Source organism: Micromonospora sp. CPCC 206060, assembly GCF_036906895.1.
GTDB lineage: Bacteria > Actinomycetota > Actinomycetes > Mycobacteriales > Micromonosporaceae > Micromonospora.
The window spans coordinates 13,539-36,138 of sequence record NZ_JBAKHU010000038.1; the positions used below are offsets into that span (position 1 = coordinate 13,539).

Annotated in this window: 17 protein-coding genes and 1 pseudogene; 15 read left to right on the forward strand and 3 right to left on the reverse strand. The window is 73.9% G+C overall.

Going from position 1 to position 22,600, the window contains the following annotated elements; genetic code table 11:
- Window positions 1–41 precede the first annotated feature (41 nt).
- From V6U90_RS21705 to V6U90_RS21730, 6 genes are all read left to right on the forward strand, one after another.
- Window positions 42–1,532 (forward strand): diaminobutyrate--2-oxoglutarate transaminase family protein, encoded by a 1,491-nt coding sequence (locus tag V6U90_RS21705; protein ID WP_334439623.1) that lies wholly within the window; start codon window positions 42–44, stop codon window positions 1,530–1,532.
- Entirely contained in the window at window positions 1,529–3,067 is a 1,539-nt protein-coding gene (locus V6U90_RS21710; protein ID WP_334439626.1) for a pyridoxal phosphate-dependent decarboxylase family protein, read from the forward strand. The genes V6U90_RS21705 and V6U90_RS21710 overlap by 4 nt, the downstream gene beginning before the upstream one ends.
- Window positions 3,064–4,437, forward strand: a complete 1,374-nt coding sequence (locus tag V6U90_RS21715; RefSeq protein ID WP_334439629.1) for a lysine N(6)-hydroxylase/L-ornithine N(5)-oxygenase family protein — start codon at window positions 3,064–3,066, stop codon at window positions 4,435–4,437. The genes V6U90_RS21710 and V6U90_RS21715 overlap by 4 nt, the downstream gene beginning before the upstream one ends.
- Window positions 4,421–6,346 carry an IucA/IucC family protein gene (locus V6U90_RS21720; protein ID WP_334439632.1) on the forward strand — a complete coding sequence of 642 codons (1,926 nt, stop codon included), beginning with the start codon at window positions 4,421–4,423 and terminating at the stop codon, window positions 6,344–6,346. Before V6U90_RS21715 ends, V6U90_RS21720 begins: the two co-directional genes overlap by 17 nt.
- Before the next feature lies 1 nt (window position 6,347).
- Window positions 6,348–8,132: an IucA/IucC family protein gene (locus tag V6U90_RS21725; RefSeq protein WP_334439635.1), complete on the forward strand. Its 1,785-nt coding sequence runs from the start codon at window positions 6,348–6,350 to the stop codon at window positions 8,130–8,132.
- Window positions 8,133–8,215: 83 nt separating this feature from the next.
- Window positions 8,216–9,670 (forward strand): glutamine synthetase family protein, encoded by a 1,455-nt coding sequence (locus V6U90_RS21730; RefSeq protein ID WP_334439638.1) that lies wholly within the window; start codon window positions 8,216–8,218, stop codon window positions 9,668–9,670.
- Window positions 9,671–9,874: 204 nt separating this feature from the next.
- Here the strand turns inward: V6U90_RS21730 and V6U90_RS21735 are convergent, their stop codons facing one another.
- Window positions 9,875–12,760 carry an AfsR/SARP family transcriptional regulator gene (locus tag V6U90_RS21735; RefSeq protein WP_334439641.1) on the reverse strand — a complete coding sequence of 962 codons (2,886 nt, stop codon included), beginning with the start codon at window positions 12,758–12,760 and terminating at the stop codon, window positions 9,875–9,877.
- Between the two features lie 215 nt (window positions 12,761–12,975).
- On the opposite strand from V6U90_RS21735, the gene V6U90_RS21740 reads away from it, so the two are divergent.
- On the forward strand, window positions 12,976–13,488 hold the full coding sequence (locus V6U90_RS21740) for a DinB family protein (RefSeq protein ID WP_334439644.1): 513 nt from the start codon (window positions 12,976–12,978) through the stop codon (window positions 13,486–13,488).
- A 541-nt stretch (window positions 13,489–14,029) separates the two neighbouring features.
- The gene (locus V6U90_RS21745; RefSeq protein ID WP_334439647.1) at window positions 14,030–14,686 is read left to right on the forward strand and encodes a lytic polysaccharide monooxygenase auxiliary activity family 9 protein; all 657 of its coding nucleotides are present in this window, start codon (window positions 14,030–14,032) and stop codon (window positions 14,684–14,686) included.
- Between the two features lie 65 nt (window positions 14,687–14,751).
- Here the strand turns inward: V6U90_RS21745 and V6U90_RS21750 are convergent, their stop codons facing one another.
- Window positions 14,752–15,936: an alanine racemase gene (locus V6U90_RS21750; RefSeq protein ID WP_334439649.1), complete on the reverse strand. Its 1,185-nt coding sequence runs from the start codon at window positions 15,934–15,936 to the stop codon at window positions 14,752–14,754.
- Between the two features lie 128 nt (window positions 15,937–16,064).
- Between V6U90_RS21750 and V6U90_RS21755 the strand changes: the two genes are divergently transcribed.
- From V6U90_RS21755 to V6U90_RS21780, 6 genes and pseudogenes are all read left to right on the forward strand, one after another.
- Window positions 16,065–17,081, forward strand: a complete 1,017-nt coding sequence (locus V6U90_RS21755) for a FecCD family ABC transporter permease (RefSeq protein WP_334439651.1) — start codon at window positions 16,065–16,067, stop codon at window positions 17,079–17,081.
- A complete protein-coding gene (locus V6U90_RS21760; RefSeq protein ID WP_334439654.1) occupies window positions 17,078–18,124 on the forward strand; it encodes an iron chelate uptake ABC transporter family permease subunit in 1,047 nt (348 codons plus the stop codon). The genes V6U90_RS21755 and V6U90_RS21760 overlap by 4 nt, the downstream gene beginning before the upstream one ends.
- 1 nt (window position 18,125) lies before the next feature.
- Entirely contained in the window at window positions 18,126–18,950 is an 825-nt protein-coding gene (locus V6U90_RS21765; RefSeq protein WP_334439657.1) for an ABC transporter ATP-binding protein, read from the forward strand.
- A 29-nt stretch (window positions 18,951–18,979) separates the two neighbouring features.
- Window positions 18,980–19,960 (forward strand): ABC transporter substrate-binding protein, encoded by a 981-nt coding sequence (locus V6U90_RS21770; protein ID WP_334439659.1) that lies wholly within the window; start codon window positions 18,980–18,982, stop codon window positions 19,958–19,960.
- Window positions 19,961–20,085: 125 nt separating this feature from the next.
- Window positions 20,086–20,304: pseudogene (locus V6U90_RS21775) on the forward strand (carbohydrate kinase family protein); the annotation flags it as partial.
- 67 nt (window positions 20,305–20,371) lie between these two features.
- Complete coding sequence (locus V6U90_RS21780) at window positions 20,372–21,013, forward strand: PfkB family carbohydrate kinase (RefSeq protein ID WP_334439662.1); 642 nt, start codon at window positions 20,372–20,374, stop codon at window positions 21,011–21,013.
- A 117-nt stretch (window positions 21,014–21,130) separates the two neighbouring features.
- Here the strand turns inward: V6U90_RS21780 and V6U90_RS21785 are convergent, their stop codons facing one another.
- Complete coding sequence (locus V6U90_RS21785) at window positions 21,131–21,352, reverse strand: DUF2188 domain-containing protein (protein ID WP_334439664.1); 222 nt, start codon at window positions 21,350–21,352, stop codon at window positions 21,131–21,133.
- A 171-nt stretch (window positions 21,353–21,523) separates the two neighbouring features.
- On the opposite strand from V6U90_RS21785, the gene V6U90_RS21790 reads away from it, so the two are divergent.
- Window positions 21,524–22,558 (forward strand): linear amide C-N hydrolase, encoded by a 1,035-nt coding sequence (locus tag V6U90_RS21790; RefSeq protein WP_334439666.1) that lies wholly within the window; start codon window positions 21,524–21,526, stop codon window positions 22,556–22,558.
- The last annotated feature ends 42 nt before the right edge of the window (window positions 22,559–22,600 follow it).

Here is a 22,600-nt window from a genome sequence, read left to right on the forward strand (position 1 = left end):
GACTCTGTGGTACTTAGGTAAGGCTTACCTATGGAGGTGTCATGGTCGTCGCGTACCGACCGCAGTCCCCGCCCGACCCCCGGGCGGCCCACGAGGTGCTGCGCCGCCAGCGGCAACGTGAGTCCGCCGCCCGGACCTACGCCCGGACCCTGCCGATCGTGCCCATACGCGCCGACGGACTGCGCGTCGAGGGCGCCGACGGCCGGGTCTACCTGGACTGCCTCGCCGGTGCGGGCACCCTCGCCCTCGGCCACAACCACCCGGTCGTCACCGAGGCCATCGGTCGGGTACTCGCCTCCGGGGTCCCGCTGCACACCCTCGACCTGGGGACCTTCGACAAGGACGAGTTCACCGACACGCTGCTGTCCACCCTGCCCGGTGGACCGGACGACTGGCGGGTGCACTTCTGCGGGCCGGCCGGTACGGACGCGGTCGAGGCGGCGCTGAAACTCACCCAGACCGCCACCGGCCGCGCCGGGATCCTGGCCTTCACCGGGGCGTACCACGGGATGACCGCCGGTGCGCTGGCGGTCAGCGCCAACGTCGAGGTGAAGGCCCCGCTGCCACCACCCGCGTTGGAGGTGACCCGGCTGCCCTTCCCGTACGACTACCGCTGCCCGTTCGGCATCGGCGGCCGGACCGCCGCCCAGATCGCCGCCCGCTACGCCGAGAACCTGCTCACCGACTCGCACTCCGGGGTACGCCCCCCGGCCGCGATGATCGTCGAGCCGGTGCAGGGCGAGGGCGGCGTGCTGCCCGCCCCCGACGAGTACCTGCGTGACCTGCGCCGGATCACTGCCGAGCAGGGCGTACCGCTGATCGTCGACGAGGTGCAGACCGGCGTCGGGCGTACCGGCACCTTCTGGGCCGTCGAGCAGGCCGGGGTCGTACCCGACGTGCTGGTCTGCTCCAAGGCGATCGGCGGCGGGCTGCCGCTGGCGGTGATCGCCTACCGCGCCGACCTCGACGTGTGGCGACCCGGCGCACACACCGGCACCTTCCGGGGCAACCAGTTGGCCATGGCCGCCGGGGCGGCCACCCTGCGCCACGTCCAGGCCACCGGCCTGGCCGGGCACGCCGCCCGGCTCGGCGCCCGGATGCTCGACGTGCTGCGGGGACTGCGCGACCGGTACGACTGCGTCGGTGACGTCCGGGGCCGGGGCCTGATGCTCGGCGTGGAGATCGTCGAGCCGGACGGCCCGGCCGACCCGCGCGGCGCCCGGCCACCGGCGCCGGAACTGGCCCGTCGGATCCAGGCCGGCTGCCTGCGCCGGGGCCTGATCGTCGAGCGGGGCGGCCGGCGGGACGCGGTGGTCCGGCTGCTGCCCCCACTGATCATCACCGACGAACAGGCCGACGACGTGCTGGCCCGGCTCGCCGACGCGGTCGACGACGCCCGGCGGACCTACCCGGGGCCGGCCACCCGTGCGGACGCCGGGCGGGAACCGACCACCCGTGCGGAGGCCGGGCGGGAACCGACCACCCACACCGGTCCCGGGTCGGCCCCGGCCCAGCCGGGGGCGGGGGCGTGACCGTACCGACCCGGGCCGCCCCGACAGCGCCGCCGCCCGGTGGGCCCGCCGCGCTGGCCGGTGGCCTGACCGGTCCGGACGCGCTCGGACCGCTGCTGGACACCGCCCGGCACGCGCTGCGGACCGGCGCCACCCGACGGGGTGGCCCGGTGCCCGCCGGGGGGCCGGCCGCCACGACCGCCGCCGTCCGCCTCGCCTTCGGACCCGACCTCCTGCCCGAGCAGGGCGATGACCCGGCCGCCGTGCTGGCCGGCCTGGCCACCGCGCTGGTGGCCGGCACGGCGGACCCGGCCGACCCGCACTGCGCCGGGCACCTGCACTGCCCACCGCTGGCCGTCGCGGTCGCCGCCGACCTGGTCGCCACCGCGGTCAACCCGTCGCTGGACTCCTGGGACCAGGGACCGTCGGCCACCGCCCTGGAACCCCTGGTCATCGACGCGCTCGGCCGACTGGTGGGGCTCGACGGCGGCCCGGGCGCGGGGGTACTGACCAGCGGCGGTACCGAGTCCAACCTGATGGGAATGCTGCTGGCCCGGGACGCCGTGGTGCAGCGGGTCACCGGCCGGTCGGCCGCCGCCGTCGGGCTGGGCGCTCTCGCCGACCGGCTGCGCTTCTTCTGCGCCGAGGTCGCGCACTTCTCGGTACGCCGTAACGCCGCCCTGCTCGGCCTCGGCGAGCAGGCCGTGGTGCCGGTACCGGTCGACCAGGGGTACCGGATGGACCCGGCCGCCCTGGCCGACCGGCTCGCCGCCACCACCCGCGCCGGCCTGTTACCGGCGGCGGTGGTGGCCACCGCCGGCAGCACCGACCTCGGCAGTGTCGACCCGTTGCCGCAGATCGTCGACGTCTGCGCCGCGCACCGGGTGCACTGCCACGTCGACGCCGCCTACGGCGGCGGCGCACTGCTTTCCACCCGGCTGGCCGGGCTGCTCACCGGCATCGAACGGGCCGACTCGGTCACCCTGGACCTGCACAAGTTCGGCTGGCAGCCGGTACCGGCCGGGGTCTTCCTCACCGCCGACCCGGCCCGGCTGGCGCCGTTGGCCCGCCGGGTCGACTACCTCAACCCGGCCGACGACGAGACGGCCGGCTATCCCAGCCTGCTCGGCCGATCGCTGCGGACCACCCGCCGGGTGGACGCGTTCAAACTCGCGGTGACCTTCCGGACGCTGGGCCGACGCGGGCTCGGCGCCCTCGTCGACCGCTGCCACGATCTGGCCCGGTACGCGGCGACCCGGATCGACGTCGATCCCCGGCTGGAACTGGCGGCCCCGCCGGTGCTCTCCACGGTGGTCTTCCGCCACCGGGGCCCGGCCGGCGTCACCCCGGCCGACCGGGACCGGGTCAACGCCGTCCTGCGCCGGCGACTGCTGCACACCGGAGCCGCCGTGGTCGGTCGCACCCGCGTCGCCGACGCGGTGTGGCTGAAACTCACCCTGCTCAACCCGCATGCCACCGAGACCGACCTGGCCGCCCTGCTGGACCTGGTGGCCTCGGCCGGCGACGACGTATCCCACCGGGAGCCGCACCGATGACCTCCACGACCGCCGACTACGACCTCGTCGGGGTCGGTATCGGCCCGTTCAACCTGGGCCTGGCCGCCCTGGCCGAGCCCCTGGCCGACCTGCGGACGCTCTTCCTCGACGCCCGTCCACAGTTCCACTGGCATCCGGGGCTGCTGCTGGACTCCGCCCGGTTGCAGGTGCCCTTCCTCGCCGACCTGGTCTGCCTGGTCGACCCGACCAGCCGCTGGTCGTTCCTGTCGTACCTGCGGGAGCACGACCGGCTCTTCCCGTTCTACTTCGCCGAACGGTTCCACGTGCCGCGCCGCGAGTACGACCACTACTGCCGCTGGGTGGCCCGGTCCCTGCCGAGCTGCCGGTTCGCCTCCCTGGTCGACGGGGTGGGCTGGGACGCCGGGTCGGCCCGGTTCCGGGTCGACGTCACCGACCAGGCCACCGGTACCACCAGCCGGGTCACCGCCCGCAACGTGGTGCTCGGCGTCGGCACCGAGCCGGTGGTCCCGGACGCGCTGGCGCCCCTGCTCGGCGCGGAGATCTTCCACGCCGGGGACTACCTGCACCGGCTGCCCGACCTGGCCGGGGCCCGGGACATCACCGTGATCGGCTCCGGCCAGTCCGGCGCGGAGGTCGTCCTCGACCTGCTCCGCCGCGCCCCCGACCACGGCTGGCGGCTGCGCTGGCTGACCCGGTCACCCGCCTTCGCCCCGATGGAGTACTCCAAACTCGGGCTGGAACACTTCACCCCGGACCACACCCGGTACTTCCGGGACCTGCCCGCGGCGACCCGCGACCGGTTGGTCGGCCAGCAGTGGCAGCTGTACAAGGCGATCAGCGCCGAGACCATCGCCGAGATCCACGACCTGCTCTACGAGCGCTCGGTCGGCGGTGGGCAGCCCGAGCTGACCATGGCCGCGAACGTGGACATCCGGGCCGCCCACCGGGTCGGCGCCAGCTACCTGCTGGACTGCCACCAGACCCGCCAGGAACGCAGCTTCCGGGTCCGCACCGACCGGGTGGTGCTCGCCACCGGGTACGCCGCGCGTCGACCCGACCTGCTCGACCCGCTCGCCCACCTGATCGACGTCGACGCCGACGGACGCTACCGCGTCGACGGCGACTACCGGGTGGCCGTCGACCCGACCGTCACCGGCGGGCTCTACGTGCAGAACGCCGAGCTGCACACCCACGGTGTCGGCACCCCGGACCTCGGGCTCGGTGCCTGGCGCAGCGCCACCATCCTCAACGCCGTCACCGGCCGCACCGCCTACCGGCTGCCCGCGCGGACGGCGTACACCACCTTCGGGGTGCCCGCCGACGCCGAGCCCGTCCCGACGGCCCCCGCCACCCCCGCCCTGGAGCAGAGCCATGTCGTCCGCCACTGACCCGCTCACCGCCGCCCGCCCGGCGGACGCCGGCACCCGGCCCGCCGCAGCCGGATCGGCGGAGTCCGCGACATACACCGCCGCCGGCCGGGCCCTGCTGGCCAGGGCCATCGCCGAACTGTGCTATGAGGAGATGCTCGTCCCGGAACCCGGCGGGGATCTGCCCGGCCGCTGGCGGATCCGGCTGCCGCACCAGGTCGAGTACACCTTCCACGCCCGGCGCGGCGGCTTCGGCGCCTGGCGGGTGGACCCGGCCTCGATCCGGCGCCGCGCCGACGGACGGACCGCACCGGCGACCGACCCGACCCGCTTCGTCCTGGACGCCCGGGAGGTGCTCGGCCTACCCACCCCCGCCCTGGCCGAACTGGTCCGGGACCTGATCGCCACCCAGGTCGCCGACGCCCGGCTGCGGGCCACCGCACTGCCCGCCGCCACGCTGGCGGACCTGGGCCACGAGGAACTGGAGGCCCACCAGACCGGGCACCCCTGCCTGCTGCTCAACAAGGGACGGCTCGGCTTCTCCGCCGCCGACGCCGACCGGTACACCCCGGAGGCCGCCGGTGACGTCCGGCCGGTGTGGATCGCGGTCGCCGGGCACGCGGCCCGGTTCACCGCCGTACCCGGGATGGACGCGTCCACCCTGCTCGCCGGGGAACTCGACGCCGCCACCCGGGCCGGTTTCGCCGCCCGGATCACCGCCCGCGGCGGCGACCCGGACAGCTACTTCTGGCTGCCGGTGCACCCGTTCCAGTTCGACGAGGTGGTCCGTCCCCTCTACGCCGGGCAGTTCGCCGACGGCACGATGGTCGTGCTCGGCGAGAGCCCGGACCGGTACCGGCCGATGCAGTCGATCCGCACCCTGACCAACGTGGACCGGCCGGAGCGGCACAACGTCAAGCTGCCCCTGATGATCCGCAACACGCTGGTCTGGCGCGGCCTGTCGGCGGCCCAGACCGGCTGCGCCCCGGTACTCACCACCTGGCTGTGCGGCCTGCGTGACACCGACCCGTTCCTGCGCGACGAGTGCCGGGTGGTGCTGCTCGGTGAGGTCGCCTCGGTGACCGTGCCGCACCCGGTCTACGCCGAACTGCCCGACGCGCCGTACCGCTGGCACGAACTGCTCGGCGCGATCTGGCGCGAGCCGGTGCACCGGCATCTCGCCCCGGGCGAACGGGCCCGGACCATGGCCACCCTCCTGCTGGAGGGCGCCGACGGGCGGGCGGTCATCGCCGAGCTGGTCGCCCGCTCCGGGTTGACCGCGCGGGACTGGCTGCGGGCGTACCTGCGGGCACTGCTGCCGCCACTGCTGCACCTGCTCTACCGGTACGGCGCCTCGTTCACCCCGCACGGGGAGAACGTCGTGCTGATCAGCGACGCGGCCGAGGTACCCACCCGGATCGCGGTCAAGGACTTCGGCGCCGACGTGGAACTGCTCCCGTTCGACCTGCCCGAGTACGCCGACCTGCCGGCCGACACCCGGGACCGGCTGCACCGCTGGCCCGCGCAGGATCTGGCGCACTCGATCCTCTCGGCGATCTGCGCCGGTCACTTCCGGTTCCTCACCGACATCGTCGAACGGCACCTCGGCGTGCCGGAGGCCGACTTCTGGCGACTGGTCCGGGAGCCGGTCGACGCGTACCACGGGCGTTTCCCCGAGCTGGCCGAGCGGTTCGGCTGGTTCGACCTGCTCGCCCCGGAGTTCGGCCGGGTCGCGCTCAACCGGGAGCAGCTGTTCGGCATCGGTTTCCACGACCGGGCCGACCGGGACGCCGAGTTCGACGTCATGCACGGCACCGTCGCCAACCCGCTGCATGCCGCCGGACCCGTCGGCGTGATCCAGCCGCGACCGGCGGCCGACGGGCTGGTCCAGCCGCGACCGGCGGCCGACGACCCTGCCCGGGAGCGGTGACGTGCGGACCCCACCCGAGCTGACCCCACAGCACTGGCAGCGGGCCAGCGCCACGCTGGCCGCCAAGATGATCGCGGAACTCGCCTTCGAACAGGCACTGACCCCCGAGCCGGTCGAACCCGGCACCTACCAGGTCACCGTCGCGCCACAGGTGACGTACCGGTTCACCGGCCGGCCGCTGGCCCTGGGCTCGTGGCGCGTCGACCCCGGTTCGCTGACCCGGTGCACCGCCGACGGCACCGGCCCGGCCGACCCGTACCGCCTCCTGCTCGACCTGCACGCCGGGCACCGGCTGGACCCGGCGGTCACCGCGCTGACCGTCGGCGAGCTGACCGCCACCCTCACCGCCGACGCGCACCTGCTCGCCACCGGCCGGCCGGTCGCCGAGCTGGCCGACCTGCCCCACCTGGAACTGGAGGGACACCAGGGCGGCCACCCCTGGCTGATCGCCAACAAGGGACGGGTCGGCTTCTCCGACCCGGACCGGGCGGCGTACGCCCCGGAGGCCCGCCCCACCATGCGGTTGTGCTGGCTGGCCGCGCACCGGTCCCTGGCGACGTACCACGGGGTGGCCGGACTGGACGCGGACGCGCTGGTCGCCCGGGAGCTGGACGCGGCGACGGTGACCCGGTTCACCGGGTTGCTCACCGCTGCCGGTGTGGACCCCGCCGACTACGTCTGGCTGCCGGTGCACCGCTGGCAGTGGGACGAGGTGGTGGTGCCGCTCTACGCCGGGCAGCTCGCCACCGGGCTGCTCGTACCGCTCGGCGAGGCCCCCGACCGGTACCGGCCGCAGCAGTCGATCCGTACCTTCGGCAACCTCGACCATCCGGACCGGTTCGACGTCAAGCTGCCGCTGTCGATCCTGAACACCATGGTCTACCGGGGTATCCCGGACGAGCTGGTCCGGGCCGCCCCGCCGACCACCACGTGGCTGCACGCGCTGCGCGACGCCGACCCGTTCCTGCGTGACGAGTGCCGGCTGATCCTGCCCGGTGAGGTCGCCGCGGTCTCGGTCCGGCATCCGGTCTACACCGAACTGCCGCACGCGCCGTACCGGTACCGGCAGCTACTCGGCGCGATCTGGCGGCAGCCGGTCGCCGCCGCCCTCGCCCCCGGGGAACGGGCCCGTACCCTCGCCGCGCTGCTGCACGTCGACCCGGCCGGACGGGCCTTCGTCGCCGAACTGGTCGCCCGTTCCGGGCTGTCCGCGCAGCGGTGGCTCGCCGCGCTCTTCGCCGCCGTCCTGCCGCCGCTGCTGCACCTGCTGTACCAATACGGGATCGGCACCAACCCGCACGGGGAGAACGCGACGGTGGTCTACGACCACACCGACGTGCCGGTCCGGCTGGCCGTCAAGGACTTCGTCGACGACCTCAAACTGCTCCACGATGACCTGCCCGAGTACGCCGGACTGCCGGACCAGGCGCGGGCGGTGCTGATCCGCTGCGACGACGACGAACTGCGCGGGTCGGTGGTCAAGTCGCTGCTGTTCGGCCACTTCCGCCATCTCGCCCCGCTCGCCGCCGAGCAGCTCGACGTGCCCGAGGAGCAGTTCTGGGCGCTGGTCCGGGAGCAGGTGCTCGGGTACCGGTCCCGGTTCCCGGAACCGGCCGACCGGCACCGTCGTTTCGACCTGCTCGCCCCGACCTTCCCCCTGGTCTGCCTGAACCGGGAACGGCTGCTGCCCGGCGGCTACCACGACCGGGCCGAACGGGACGCGCACTTCGACGTGCCGGCCGCCCCGGTGGTCAACCCGCTGCACGACCCGGCGGTCGACCGGTGAGCCGGCCCTTCCCACCGCCGGTCCCGGCGCCACGGCCGGGGCCCGCCGGGGCAGCGCCCACGCCGCTTCCGGAGCCGCTGCCTGTGCCGCTGCCGGTGGACCGGTTGCGGGCCGAGGTGGCGGCCGGGCGGATCGAGACGGTCATCGTGGCGGTGCCCGACCTGGCCGGCCGGTTGCAGGGCAGCCGGCTGGACGCGGAACACTTCTGCGACCGGGTCCTCACCGACGGCTTCGCCGCCTGCGGCTACCTGCTCGCCACCGACGTGGAGATGAACACCGGCCCCGGGTACGCGCTCGACGCCTGGGGCAGCGGCTTCGGTGACCTGCTGCTCACCCCCGACCCGGTGACCCTGCGCGAGCTGCCCTGGGATCCGGGGACCGCGCTGGTCATCGCCGACGCCCGCTGGCCGACGGACCAACCCACCGGCCCGGACGCCACCGGCGGACCGGCGCCGTCCACATCGGGCGGGCTGGTGCCGTTCGCGCCCCGCCGGGTCCTCACCGCGCAGCTCGACCGGTTGGCGGAGCGGGGGCTCGTCGCGTACGCCGGCACCGAACTGGAGTTCCTGCTCTTCGCCGAACCCTTCGACGAGGCGTACGACCGGGACTACCGCCGGCTGCGCCCGGCCACCCGGCACAACGTGGACTATTCGCTGACCGGGGTGACCGGCATCGAGCCGGTGGTCGGGCGGATCCGGCGGGAGATGAAGCGGGCCGGGCTGCGCCTGGAGTCCGCCCGGGGCGAGTGCCATCCCGGCCAGTACGAGATCGTCTTCCGGTACGCCGACGCGCTGACCACCTGCGACAACCACGTGCTCTACAAGACCGGGGTACGGCAGATCGCCGCCCAGGAGCAGGTGGCGGTGACCTTCATGGCCAAGTACGACGCGGGGGAGGGCAACTCCTGTCACGTGCACCTGTCCCTACGGCATACCGACGGCACGCCCGCCTTCGCGGCTCCCGGCGCCGGGACCAGTGCCGGGGTCGGGGCCGTCGGGAGTGGACGGCCCGGCCCGACCGCTGGCATGTCGGAGCTGATGGCGCACTTCGTGGCCGGGCAGCTCGCCGTCCTGCCGGAGCTGACCCTGCTCTTCGCGCCCGGCGTCAACTCCTACAAGCGGCTGGCGCCCGGCTCGTTCGCACCGACCGTGGTGGGCTGGGGGCGGGACAACCGGACCTGTCCGGTACGGGTGGTCGGGGCCGGTGACTCGCTGCGCCTGGAGCACCGGGTGGCCGGCGGGGACGCCAATCCGTACATGGTCGTCGCCGCGATCCTCGCCGCCGGGCTGTACGGCATCGACAACGCGTTGCCGCTGCCACCGCCGGTCACCGGCAACGCCAACGAGCGGGCCGACCTGCCCCGGCTGCCGGCCACCCTGGCCGAGGCGGTGGCGCTCTGGGAGGGCAGCGGGCTGGCCCGGTCGGCGTTCGGTGCCGACGTGGTCCGGCACTACGCGGCGGCGGCCCGGGCCGAACTGGCCGAGTACGGCCGGGCGGTCACCGACTGGGAACGGCACCGCGGCTTCGAACGCTGGTGACCAGCCGGGCGCGCCTCGGGTGACCGAGAGCGGGCGTCGACCTTCACCCGGCCGACGGGGACCGTTCGCGTTGATCATGAAGTTGTCGTCACCTACCCCGGCGTGTCGCGACAACAACTTCATGATCAACTCTTTGGTCGGGGTGGGCCTCCCATCGCGTCGATCGCCGATTGATGCGCCCGGGTCAGGACGGGTCAGGACGGGTCAGGACGGGTCGCCGCCGCCGGAGGCGGCCAGCAGCGCCACCCCGCGCACCGGCGGCGGTGCCTGGTATCCGGGATGACTGTCCAGTTTCGCCCGCAGCCGGTCGGTGTCGGGGTGGTCGAGGTCGTCGAAGATGGCCAGCGCGTCCCGCCAGGCGTGCCGTGCGGCGGCGCGGTCCCCGGCGGCCTGGTGGGTGTCCCCCATGTTCTCCAGCACCTCGGCCTCGTCGTACCGGTCGCCCAGCTCCCGGTGCAGCAGTAGTGCCCGGCGGTAGCAGGCCAGCGCCCGCTGGTGCTGGCCGAGCTGGTGGCGGACGTAGCCCAGGTTGTCCCAGGCCAACGCGACGCCGTGCCGGTCCCCGGTCTCCTCGTGCAGTTCCAGGGCCTGCCGGCAGCACGCCAGTGCCAGCCGGTGGTCGCCCAGCCGGGCCTGGAACCAGGCGAGGTTGTTGAGCGCCTTGGCCTGCCCGACCCGGTATCCGGTGGCCCGGTACAGGGTCAGGGCCCGGTCCGCGTGGGTCACCGCCTCCCGGTGCCGGCCCTCGCGGGCCAGTACCCAGCTGATCCCCAGGTGGGTGTGCGCCTGCCCGGTGTCGTCGGCCAGTTCGCGGTAGAGGTCCAGATCGCGCCGGTAGTGCCGGTGTGCCTCGTCGTACCGGCCGAGCCAGGTGCAGCAGATGGCCAGTCCCCGGTGGGCCCGGGCCTGCCCGGCCAGGTCACCCTGCCGCTGCGCGGCGTGCAGTGCGGTGCGCTGCACGGCGTCCAGCTCGGGCCAGTGTCCCCGCCGGTCGAGGTAGGTGGTCAGGGCGGCGGCCAACCGCCAGGCGTGCCCGTCGAACCCGGTGGCGGCGGCCTGCGCGACCGCGCCCAGCAGCACCTGGTGTTCGGTACCGAACCACCGGGTTGCCCAGGCGTGGTCGGTCCGGGCGTCGACCGTCACCCCGGGGCGGGCCGGTTCGGGCGCGACCGGCTGGGCGAGCCGGTACGGGTCGAGCAGGTCGTCCGCCGCGTGGGTGGCGTGCAGGTAGTGGTCGAACAGGCGGTGCCGGGCGGCGGTGCGTTCGGCGTCGCCGTCGTCGGTCTGGCACAGCTCTGCCGCGTAGGCCCGGAGCAGGTCGTGCAGGGCGTACCGCCCGGGTACCGGCTCGACGAGCAGGTGGGCCCGGGTCAGCGCGGCCAGCAGCGGACGGACCCGGGCCGGTGGCAGCCCGACCAGGCTGGCCACCGCCGGCAGCGCCACGTCCGGTCCGGGGTGCAGCCCCAGCAGCCGGAACAGCCGCGCCGCGTCGGTGTCCAGCATCCGGTACGACCACGAGAAGACCGCCCGTACGTCGGTCGCCGGGTCACCGGCGTCCAGCGCGTACAGCGGCCCGGCGGACTCGGCCAGCTCGGCGGCGAGCGCGCCCAGCGGGAAGGTGCGGTTCGCCGCAGCCCGCGCGGCCACGATGGCCAGTGCCAGTGCCAGGGGCAGCCGGGCACACCGGCTGACGATCTCGTCGACGGCGTCCGGTTCGGCTGCCGCCCGGTCCCGGCCGAGGCGCCGCCCGAGTAGTTCCCGGGACTCGGTGGGGGAGAGCAGGTCCAACGTCACCGGGTGGGCACCCTCGGTCACCACCAGGCCGGTGAGCCGGTCCCGGCTGGTCACCACGACCAGGCAGCCGCCGACGCCGGGCAGCAGGGGGCGTACCTGGTCGCAGTCGCGGGCGTTGTCGAGCACGATCACCATCCGCCGGTCGGCCAGCAGGGTGCGGTAGAGGGCGGCCTGCTGGTCCAGGTCGTTCGGGATCCGGTGCGGCGGGACGTGCAACGCGGACAGGAAGCCGCGCAGCGCCTCGTCGGGGGAGACGGCCCGGCCGTCGAGGTCGAAGCCGCGCAGGTTGACGTAGAGCTGCCCGTCCGGGAACCGGTGCGCGACCCGGTGCGCCCAGTGCACCGCGAGGGTGGTCTTGCCGACCCCGGCGGTGCCGCCGATCGCGGAGATGGCCACCGCCCGGCCGGTCTGCGCCCCCGGGCTGGTCTCCGTGGCCGGCAGCAGCCGGTCCAGTTCGCGCAGCGCCGCAGTCCGGCCGGTGAACCCGGCCAGGTCCCCCGGCAGTTGCGCGGGCGCCGTGGCCGGTCCGGGAACCTGTTCGGGTACGACGGCGGGCGCCACCTCCTGGCGCAGTACCCGCAGGTGCGCCTCGGCCAGCTCGGTGGCCGGTTCGACGCCCAGTTCCTCGACCAACCGGTCCCGGGTCTCGGCGTACAGCCGCAGGGCGGCGGCCTGCTGGCCGGTGCCGGCCAGCGCGAGCAGGCACCGGGCGACGAGTGCTTCCCGGAGTGGATGCGCGGCGACCAGGGGCTGGAGGGTCCGCAGCACACTGTCGTACCGGCCGAGTGACAACTCCACCGAGGCGAGCTGCTCGTACGCGGTCAGCCGCTGCTCGTCGAGGCCGTCCGCGGCGGACCGGACGAACGTCCCCGCCGCGCCGGCCAGCGCCGGGCCGCGCCAGAGGGCCAGACCCGTGGCGAACTGCCGGGCCGCCTCCTCGGCGTGACCGGCGCCGATGGCCGCGCGAGCCCCGGCCACGGCGTGGGTGAACCGGGCCAGGTCGAAGTCGTCGTCGGCGACCGTCAGCCGGTACCCGCCACCGGTGCTGACCAGCACCTCCGGGAGGCCGGCGGACCGCAGCGCGGCCCGGATCTGCGACACGCAGACCTGGACCTGGGTCCGCGCGCTGGCGGGCGGGTCGTCACCCCAGAGCGCTTCGACCAGGTGCCCCGCAGAGACCACCCGGTCGGCGTTGAGCAGCAGCAGGGCCAGCACGGCCCGCTGTTGCGGTCGACTGATCGGCAGGACCTGCCCGTCCACGGTGACCTCGACGGGGCCGAGGACGCGCCACCTCATACTTCCTCACCAACTGTGGTTACCCAGCGACATCCTAGGGGTGTCGGTGGTCGATCCGACCAGCGCACAGCGGTCGGATAGTGGACGCCGGGTTCTCCTGCCCAGCGGGTCACCCGCCGCCCACTGTAGACACGGGGTGGACGGGCCGCGCTCCCCGGCGACCGGTCGGAAAACCGGCGGCGGCCGGTCCGTCGGTCGGGCTAGCGTCGCTGGTCATGACCCTCTCCCGGATCCGTCCCCCCTTCATCGCCGACGAGCGGACCCAGTTGGTCGGCTGGCTCGACCTCCAACGGGCCATCGTCCACTTCAAGTGCGAGGGGCTGTCCGACGCGGACGCCCACCGGCCGGTCCTGCCGACCTCCCCCCTGATGACGATGGCCGGCATCGTCTCCCACCTGAGGTGGACCGAGCAGGCCTGGTTCGAGGTGCTCTTCCTCGGCGGGCCCGCCGACGGTCCGCAGTTCCGGCAGGACCCGGCGGACGCCGACATGATGGTCGACGGTGTCCCGCTGGCGGACCTGCTCGCCGACTACGAACAGCAGTGCGCCCGGTCCAACGAGATCATCGCGGCGCACTCCCTGGACGAGCCGGGTCGCCATCCGGACTTCACCTCCGCGCAGGCGTCCCTGCGCTGGATGATCATCCACATGGTCGAGGAGACCGCCCGGCACGCCGGCCACGCCGACGCCATCCGCGAACTGCTCGACGGCGGGAAGGGCTACTACTGATCGTCCGCCGGTACGGGTAGCCGACCGGGAGAGTATCGGATCGGTGGAATTGCCACCGGCGGCGATATCAGACGTATAGCCCGGATGAATGCGAGGGCCATTCGACTCATCCATTGTCGGGCGGCCCTCGTCGGCTATTTCGGCGCCACTCCGATTGCATGGTTCCGGAGTGGCGCCCATTTCGTCCTTGACGTGCCCGGTGGCGGCTTATAGCCTTTCGTCGACGGAGCGCGGAGGATTCCGGATCGGGTGGTGACAGGCCTGGCCAGGTGAAACGCCCTCGTGATCCGGTCGAGTACGTGATCCTCTGATCTATTTCCCGCTCTGCATTCTTTCCCGCCGGTCCCGATGGCGTCACCATCGAATATCGCCATGACGCTGTTTTGCACGAAACGGTCGATGGCTATTTCCTGAGTAACCGGCCGCCTCCGGCGCGGCGTCAACTCGGCCCCCGACATTTCTTCCCGGATTGCCGCCGCTACCCACCCCCACACGACGGTGACGGCGCACGGCCGCCACGGACGACAGCAGGGAGGACCATGTGACCACGCAGCAGACCGAACCCCAGCACGCCGGAGGGACGGGCGGGGAGGCGACCGGCCTGATCGGCCACCAGCGCGGGGAGTCCCGGCACGGGGCGATCTCCAGCCCTCGCTCCCGTGCCATGATCTACCTGGCCGAATGGCAGGCCAACGGGCTTGAGGCGGGCAAGTTCTTCCCCGCCACCGAGAGCGGTCTCAATGATCCGTTCGCGCCCAGCGACCAGCCCAACGCCGTACCGCCGGCCGACGGGCAGGTCGCCAGCGCCGGCAAGGACTTCGCGGCGCTGCTCGACGAGCCCCGGACGGACTGGGAGAAGCACCGGGTGGTGGCGGGGGAGGCGGTCACCCTGAGCTGGACGTACCACGCCCCGCACAAGACCCGCCGGTGGAACTACTTCCTGACCCGCCCGGACTGGGATCCGGCCGAGAAACTGACCCGGGCGCAGTTCGCCACCGACGCGGTCCAGACCATCCTCTACCCGGCGCAGCCGTACTGGGAGCACGACCTGGTGCCGCCGGACCCGACGGTGCACACGGTGAAGATCCCCGGGACCTACCGCGGGTACCACGTCCTGCTCGCGGTCTGGGAGGTCGCGGACACCGGCAACGCCTTCTACCAGGTCATCGATCTCGACGTCGTCGAGGCGGCCGAGTAGGCCGGTTGGGCACGCCACGGCAGGCCCGGCCCGCGCACGGGGGCGCGCGGGCCGGGCCTGCCGGATCAGCGCAGCAGCCAGCGCCGGGCGGGCGGGTGGCTGAGGAAGTGGGGCAGGGCGAACTCCCAGCCGTACGAGCCGGCCATCGGAAAGACCACCAGGTCGCCGGCGCGCACCCGGGGCACCGTCACGTCCCGGGCCAGGGTGTCCTCGCTGGTGCAGAGTTCGCCGACCACGGTGACCGGGACGTCGTCGACCTGCGGTCGGGGGTACGGGTGCGGCCAGTCGTCGACCGGGAGCACGGCGAACCGGTGCGGGATGTCCCAGGAGATTGGCAACGCGAAGTGGTTGATCCCCCCGCGCAGCACCACGAACCAGGTGCCGTGGTTGTGTTTGACGTCGACCACCTCGGCGGCGTACCAGCCGGCGTCGGTGACCAGCCAGCGGCCCGGTTCCAGTACCACCCGGCAGCCGGCCGGCGGGGTCAGCCCGGCGAGCAGCTCACCGAACCGGTCCAGGTCGAAGCCGTCGCCGCCGTCGAACGGTACGCCCAGCCCGCCGCCCACGTCGACGGTACGCAGCTCGATCCGGTGGACGGCGGCGGTGCGGGCGCTCCAGTCGAGGCACCAACGTACGTAGGCGGCGTGGGCCCCGGCGTCGAGGTTGTTGCCAACCACGTGCACGTGGAAGCCGGCCACCCGCAGATCGGGCAGGGTCGCCGCGAGGGCCAGCGCGGCCGGTACGTCCGCCTCGGTGATGCCGAACGCGGTCGCGGCACCGCCCATGGCCAGTGCACCGGTGACCGTCACCACGTCCGGGTTGACCCGCAGGGACACCTCGACCCGCCGACCCGCCCGCGCCGCGACCGCCTGCACCCGGTGCAGCTCCAGCGGACTCTCCACGTTGACCACGTCGGTACCGGCCGACACCAGGGCGGTCAGCAACGCCTCGGTCTTGGCCGGTCCGGCCGCGACCAGCAGGCCGTCCGGCCGTACCCGACGGGCCAGCGCAGCCTCGGTGGCCGACGCCACTTCGAACCCGTCCACGTGGGCGCCGAGTGCGGCGACCAGGGGAGGATGGGAGTTGGCCTTCACCGCGTAGCAGACCCGGGCCCAGTCGGGCAGGGCGGCGCGTAGCGCGGTGGCCCGGTCCACCGCGACCGCCGGGTCGTAGAGGTAGCCACTGACCGGCTCCGGTCCACCGACCCGGGCCAACAGGGCGGCCCGCACCCCAGGTGGGAGCTGGTCCACGGGGAGGGACGGTCGGCCGGCGGCGGACGGCGGAAGCTGCACGGAACCCCCTTTTGACCAAGGTTAGGCTCACCTTATAGCCTGCGGTGGTCCGGTCCGCCCGACACCCCGCCGACGAGAGGCTCCCGTTGTCCACCGCCCGCACCGCCACCCGCCGTACCGGCGCGGGCTGGCTGGTCATCGGCGCTGCCGCGCTGCTCGGCGCGGTCGCCCTGAGCTTCTTCGTCGGCGCCCGCGCGATCAGCCCGACAGTCACCCTGGACGCGCTGCGGGACTTCGCCGGAACGCCCGAACACATCATCATCCGCGAGATCCGGCTGCCCCGGACCCTGCTCGGACTCGCCGTCGGCGCCGCGTTCGCCGTGGCCGGGGCGGTCATGCAGGGCCTCACCCGCAACCCGCTGGCCTCCCCGGAGGTGCTCGGCATCGGCAACGGTGCCGCCTTCGCGGTCGTGCTCGCCATCTACCTGGTCGGCATCACCAGCCCGCACGGCTACGTCTGGTTCGCCGTCGCCGGGGCCGCCGTCTCCGCCGTGGTGGTGTACCTGCTCGCCGGCGCCGGGCGGGGTACCGCCACCCCGGTCCGACTGGCGCTCTCCGGCGCGGTGCTCGCCGCCGCCACCTTCTCCTGGACCAGCACCCTGATGGCGCTCGACGAGCGCACCCTCGACGAGGCCCGGTTCTGGATCGCCGGTTCGCTCGCCGGCCGCCCGACCGGAGTGCTCCTGGCGGTACTGCCCTTCCTCGTCGTCGGCGGCCTGCTCACCGTCCTGCTGATCCGGCCCCTGGACGCCCTGGCCATCGGCGACGACGCCGCCGCCGCGCTCGGTTTCGACCCGGTCCGCTACCGCCTGCTCGGCGCCCTCGCAGTGACCCTGCTCGCCGGAGGCGCGGTCGCCGCCGCCGGCCCGCTGGCCTTCATCGGCCTGGCCGCCCCGCACCTGGCCCGGCAACTCGTCGGCCCGGACCACCGGATCCTCCTGCCCGCCTGTGCGCTGTTCGGCCCGACCCTGCTGCTGCTCGCCGACGTGGTCGGTCGGATCGTGCTCATCCCGCTGGAGTTGGAGGTCGGTATCGTCACCGCGTTCCTCGGCGCGCCGGTCCTGATCATGCTGGCCCGCCGGGCCCGGGTGGTGGCCACATGAGCACCACCACCGTCAGCCCGCCGGTACCCGGAACGGCCACCCCGGCCACCGTCGCCCCCACCCGTCGCCTGGTCGGCCTGCTGGTGGCCGCGCTGCTCACCGGTACCGCGCTGCTGGCCACCTGGGCGCTCACCCTCGGTGACTACCCGATCGGCCTGGCCGGGGCTGCCCGCGCCGTGGTCGGCGCCGGTCCCCAGGCGGATCTGCTGGTGATCCAGCAGTGGCGGCTGCCCCGGGTGCTGGCCGCCCTGCTGGCCGGGGCGGCGTTCGCGGCGGCCGGTGCGCTGCTGCAGTCGCTGCTGCGCAACCCGCTCGCCTCACCCGACGTGATCGGCATCAACATGGGTGCCACCGTCGCCGCAGTGGCCAGCATCGTGCTCGGGGTACCCGGGTTGTTCGTACCCGGTGGCGCCCTGCTCGGCGCGGTGGCCGCCGCCCTGCTGCTCGCGGTGCTCGGCTGGCGCGGTGGCATCGGCGCCGACCGGCTGGTCCTCATCGGCATCGCGGTGCAGGCGGGGCTCTACGCGATGAAGACGTTCCTGCTGTTGCGCTGGCCCGACGACGTGGTCCAGCAGGCGGTGATGTGGACCATCGGCACCCTCTACAACCGGACCTGGTCGGAGGTGGCGGTCGCCGCCGGCGCGCTGGCCGTGCTGCTGCCCGCCGCCCTGCTCCTGCTGCGCGCCCTCGGCGTGCTCGACCTCGGCGACGACCTGGCCACCGGTCTCGGCCTGCGGGTACGCCTCACCCGGGCCGGCATCCTCGCGGTCGCCGTCGCTTTCGCCGCTGTCGCGGTCGCCCTGGCCGGGCCGTTGCCCTTCGTGGCGCTGGCCGTACCCTTCCTGGCCCGGCTGATCGCCGGCCCGCTCAGCCCGGCGACGCTGCTGCTCGCGGTGGTGCTCGGCGCGGCGCTGCTGCTCGCCGCCGACGTCGTCGCCCAGCACGCGTTGCCCACCGCGCTGCCGGCCGGAGTGGTCACCGCCTCGGTCGGCGCCCCGCTCTTCTTCTGGCTGCTCTGGCGGCACCACCGCAGGGAGGCATGACGTGACCGAGCTGACCGGCCGCGACCTCACCCTCGCCTACGACGGGCGGGTGGTGGTCGACGGCGTCGACGTCGACCTGCCCACCGGGCGGTTCACCGTCATCGTCGGGCCGAACGCCTGCGGCAAGTCCACCCTGCTGCGCGGGCTGGTCCGGCTGCTCGCGCCGACCCGGGGCGCGGTACTGCTCGACGGCACCGACATCAGCCGGGTACCCACCCGGGAGGTCGCCCGGCGGATCGGCCTGCTGCCGCAGTCGCCGGCGGTACCGGCCGGGCTGACCGTGGAGGCACTGGTCCGCCGGGGTCGCTTCCCGCACCAGGGGCTGCTGCGCGGCTGGACCCGCGCCGACCAGGAGGCCGTCGACCGGGCCCTGGACCGGGCCGGCATCGTCGCGCTGCGGTCCCGTGAGGTCGACGAACTCTCCGGTGGCCAGCGCCAGCGTGCCTGGATCGCGCTGACCCTGGCCCAGGAGACCCCGCTGCTGCTGCTCGACGAACCGACCACCTACCTCGACATCCGGCACCAGTTCGACGTGCTGGACCTGGTCGCCGGCCTGGTGCACGAGGGCCGTACCGCGGTCGCCGTGTTGCACGACCTCAACCAGGCGTGCCGGTACGCCGACCAGCTCGTGGTGATGCGGGCCGGTCGGGTGGTGGCCGCCGGCCCACCCGCCGGGGTACTCACCGCCGACCTGGTCACCGACGTGTTCGACCTGCCCTGCGACCTCATTCCCGACCCGGTCACCGGCACGCCCCTGGTGGTGCCGCACGACCGGCGCCCGCAGCGCCGACCGGTTCCCGAGCCCGCCGGCACCTCTACCCACTGATTTCTCAGCTCATCGAAGGAAGGCTCCACATGCGTTCCGCCACCCTGCGCCGGCTCACCGCCGCGCTCGCCCTCGGCGCCGTACTCGGCCTCACCGCCGCCTGCGGTGGGGACACCGACACCGACTCGGCGCCGGCCGACGCGGCGGCCGGTTTCCCGCGTACCGTGCAGCACGCCATGGGCAGCACCACCATCAAGACCAAGCCGGAACGGGTGGTCGTGCTGGACACCCCGGAGGCCAGTGCCGCCCTGCTGGCCGGGGTGAAGCCGATCGCCGCGGTCTCCGTCGACCCGGTCAACAAGACCTACCCGGCCCATGTGCGGGCCGAGCTGGAGGGCGTGCCGGACGTCGGCCCGCTCGCCGAGCCGAACATCGACAAGATCCTCTCGCTCAAGCCGGATCTGATCATTTCCTCCAAGCAGCGGCACGAGAAGATCTACGACCGGCTCAGCCAGATCGCCCCCACCGTCTTCGCCGCCGCCCCGGGCAGCGGCTGGCAGCAGAACATCGGCCTGTTCGCCCAGGCGATGGGGCGGGAGAAGGAGGCCGAGGCGGCGCTGACCGCGTACCGGACCCGGGCCAAGGCCCTCGGTGAGGCGGCCAAGGCCAAGAACAACGGCACCATGCCGACCTTCTCGATCGTCCGGTTCGTCGACGGCCCCACCCGGCTCTACCAGCCCAGCAGCTTCAGCGGTACCGTCCTGGCCGACGCCGGCCTGGCCCGCCCGGCCAGCCAGCAGGACGCCTCCGCGGTGATGACCGAGATCGGACCGGAGCTGATCGAGAAGGCGGACGCCGACTACGTCTTCGTCTGCGCCTACGGTGACCCGGCCAAGACCCAGCAGGCCGCCTTCCAGGCCAGCCCGCTGTGGAACAGCCTGACCGCGGTGAAGAACCAGCGTGTCATCCCGGTCAGCGACGACACCTGGATGACCGGCATCGGCGTGCAGGGTGCCCACCTGATCCTGGACGACATCGCCAAGGCCGTCGGCGTCGACGCGCCCCGCTGAGGGGTGCACCTGCGGGCCCGGGCCGGTCGGCCCGGGCCCGTCGCATTCCCGGGACCAGCGACCGGACCCACCGGCCCGGCCGACCCTGCGGAGTGAAACGCCGCCGCCGGGGTACCAGTCCTGCCATGGCGGTGGACGTGCTGGTGGCCGGGCAGGTGGCGCGGGACCTCGTGCTGCTGGTCGACGGGGTACCCGGAGCCGGCGGTACCGCCGAGGTCCGGCGGCGTCGGGAACTGCTCGGCGGCAAGGGCGCCAACCAGGCGGTCGCGCTGGCGCAACTCGGCCTCACCCCGGGACTGCTCGGTGTGGTCGGCGACGACGAGGTCGGCCAGCGGTTGCTGGCGCAGGCTCGTAGCGACGGCATCGACACCAGTACGACCATCCGTCGCCCCGGCAGCCCGACCGCTGATCGTGGACCTCGTCGACCGGCACGGCTCGTGGCGCTACATCCAGGACATCCCGCCGGCCACCCTGCTCACCGGGGCCGACGTCGCCAATGCCGCCGGAGCGGTACGCGCCGCCCGGGGCGTACTCGTGCAGTTGCAGCAGCCCCCGCCGGTCGCCCTGGCGGTGGCCCGGCAGGCGAGGTCCGCCGACCGGCTGGTGGTGCTCGACGGCGCGCCCACCGACCCTGCGGTGGCTGACGACCTGCTCGCCGCCGCCGACGTGCTGCGGGCCGACGCGCGGGAGGCCCGGCTGCTGACCGGCGCCGACCTCACCGACGCGGACGCGGCGCTGCGGGCCGGGCGGGACCTGCTCCGCCGGGGTCCCCGGTTGGTCGCCCTGGCCGTCGACGGGGTGGGCAACGTGTTCGTCTGGCCGGACCGGTCGCTCGTCGTGCCGCTCAGCGACACCGGGGTGGTCGACACCACCGGTGCCGGGGACGCCTTCGTCGCCGCCCTCACCGCCGGCCTGCTCCGGGGCGACGAGCCGGAACACCTGGCCCGGTACGCCGTCGCGGCGGCCGGCACCTCGGTCGGGCACCCCGGTGGGCGTCCGGACCTCAGTGGCCCGGCCATCGACGCCCAACTGGCCCGGATCCCCGCCACCTGACGCCGGGCGGGCGCCACGGCGGCGGATCATCGCACATCGGCCGTTGACCAGCCCTGTCCCGCACGACCGTGCCCGCCCCGGGAGGAGAGGGCGGGCACGGAGGATCAGGTGCGCGGCTCAGCCGGCCGGCGGGTACGGGTCGCCCTGGTAGGTGTACTCGGTCTCGATCCGCCCGTCGGCGGTGTGCACGACAAGCTGGCTGGGTTCGCTGGTCCGCGCGGCCTTCCGGCCCGCCTCGACCGCCACCTGCTTGGTGTCGTACGTGCCGACCTCCCGGCCGCCCTGCTCGACCTTCCACCGGCCACTGTTCGGTACCACGTGGTATTCGGTCCGCTTCATGTCCGCCCCTTCCGTGTCCCTCGACTCCGCCCCTCTCGTGTCCCTCGACCGGTCAGATACCCGGACCGGGCGGCGGGAAACGTGCTGACCGTCCACACCGGTGCGCTCCGGCGGGCCAACCGTCCACAACGGCTGGACAACCGGAAGGCGGGCTTCTAGCGTTCTGTGGTTATGCGACGAGGGCTGGTTCTGCGACGACGTACGGTGCTCGCCGGGGTGTTGCTGGCGGCGGTGGCCGGGTGCGCCGACGGCGCTGCGGCGCCGACTTCCGCGACCACCCCGACCGGTTCCGCCGCCACCCCACCGGTCGGCTCGTCCCGGCAGACCCCGGCCGAGGTCGACCGGACCCTGGCCAGCCTGCGCCGCGTCGACGAGCTGCCGCTGTACGAGATGACCTACACCGGGGACTACGACCCGACCACCGGCCTGGACCCGGCACCGACGTCGCCGTTCGGCTGCTCGATCTTCGTCGCCTCCGGTGACCGGGACCGGCCGCTGTTCGCCCGCAACTTCGACTGGGATCCGCACCCGGCGCTGCTGCTGCACACCGACCCGCCCGACGGGTACGCCAGCGTGTCCGTGGTGGATCTGCGCTACCTGGGCATCGACGACGCGCCGCAACCGGGTGACCGACGGCTGCTCGACGCACCGCTGCTGCCGTTCGACGGGATGAACGAACGGGGTCTGGCGATCGGGCTCGCCGCCGACGACGCGGCCACCGCGACGCCGGAGCCCGGGAAACCGAAGGTGGGCAGTGTCCGGATCCAGCGGCTGGTGCTCGACCAGGCCGCCACGGTCGACGAGGCGGTGGCCATCTTCGGCCGCTACAACCTCGACTTCGAGGGCGGACCGCCGCTGCACTATCTGCTCGCCGACGCCAGCGGCGCGTCCGCCGTGGTCGAGTTCGTCGACGGGCGGATGCGGGTGCAGCGCGGCACCGGCGCCTGGCAGGCGTTGACCAACGTGCCGGTCATCGGGGTACCTGCCGACAAGCTGCGCACCGACCGCCGGTACGCCACCATCGAGGCGGCGCTGACCCGCTCCGGTGGCCGGGCCGACGCCACCGCCGCCCTCGGCATCCTGGCGGACGTCGCGCAGTCGCACACCCGCTGGTCGGTGACGTACGAGCTGCGGACCGGTGCGGTCCGGCTGGTCGCCGGCCAGCGTTGGGCGAAGACGTACCAGTTTCCGCTCGCCGGGTCCTGACCGAGCCGGCCCGGCCGACGATGGCCGGCGCCCCTCAGCGGT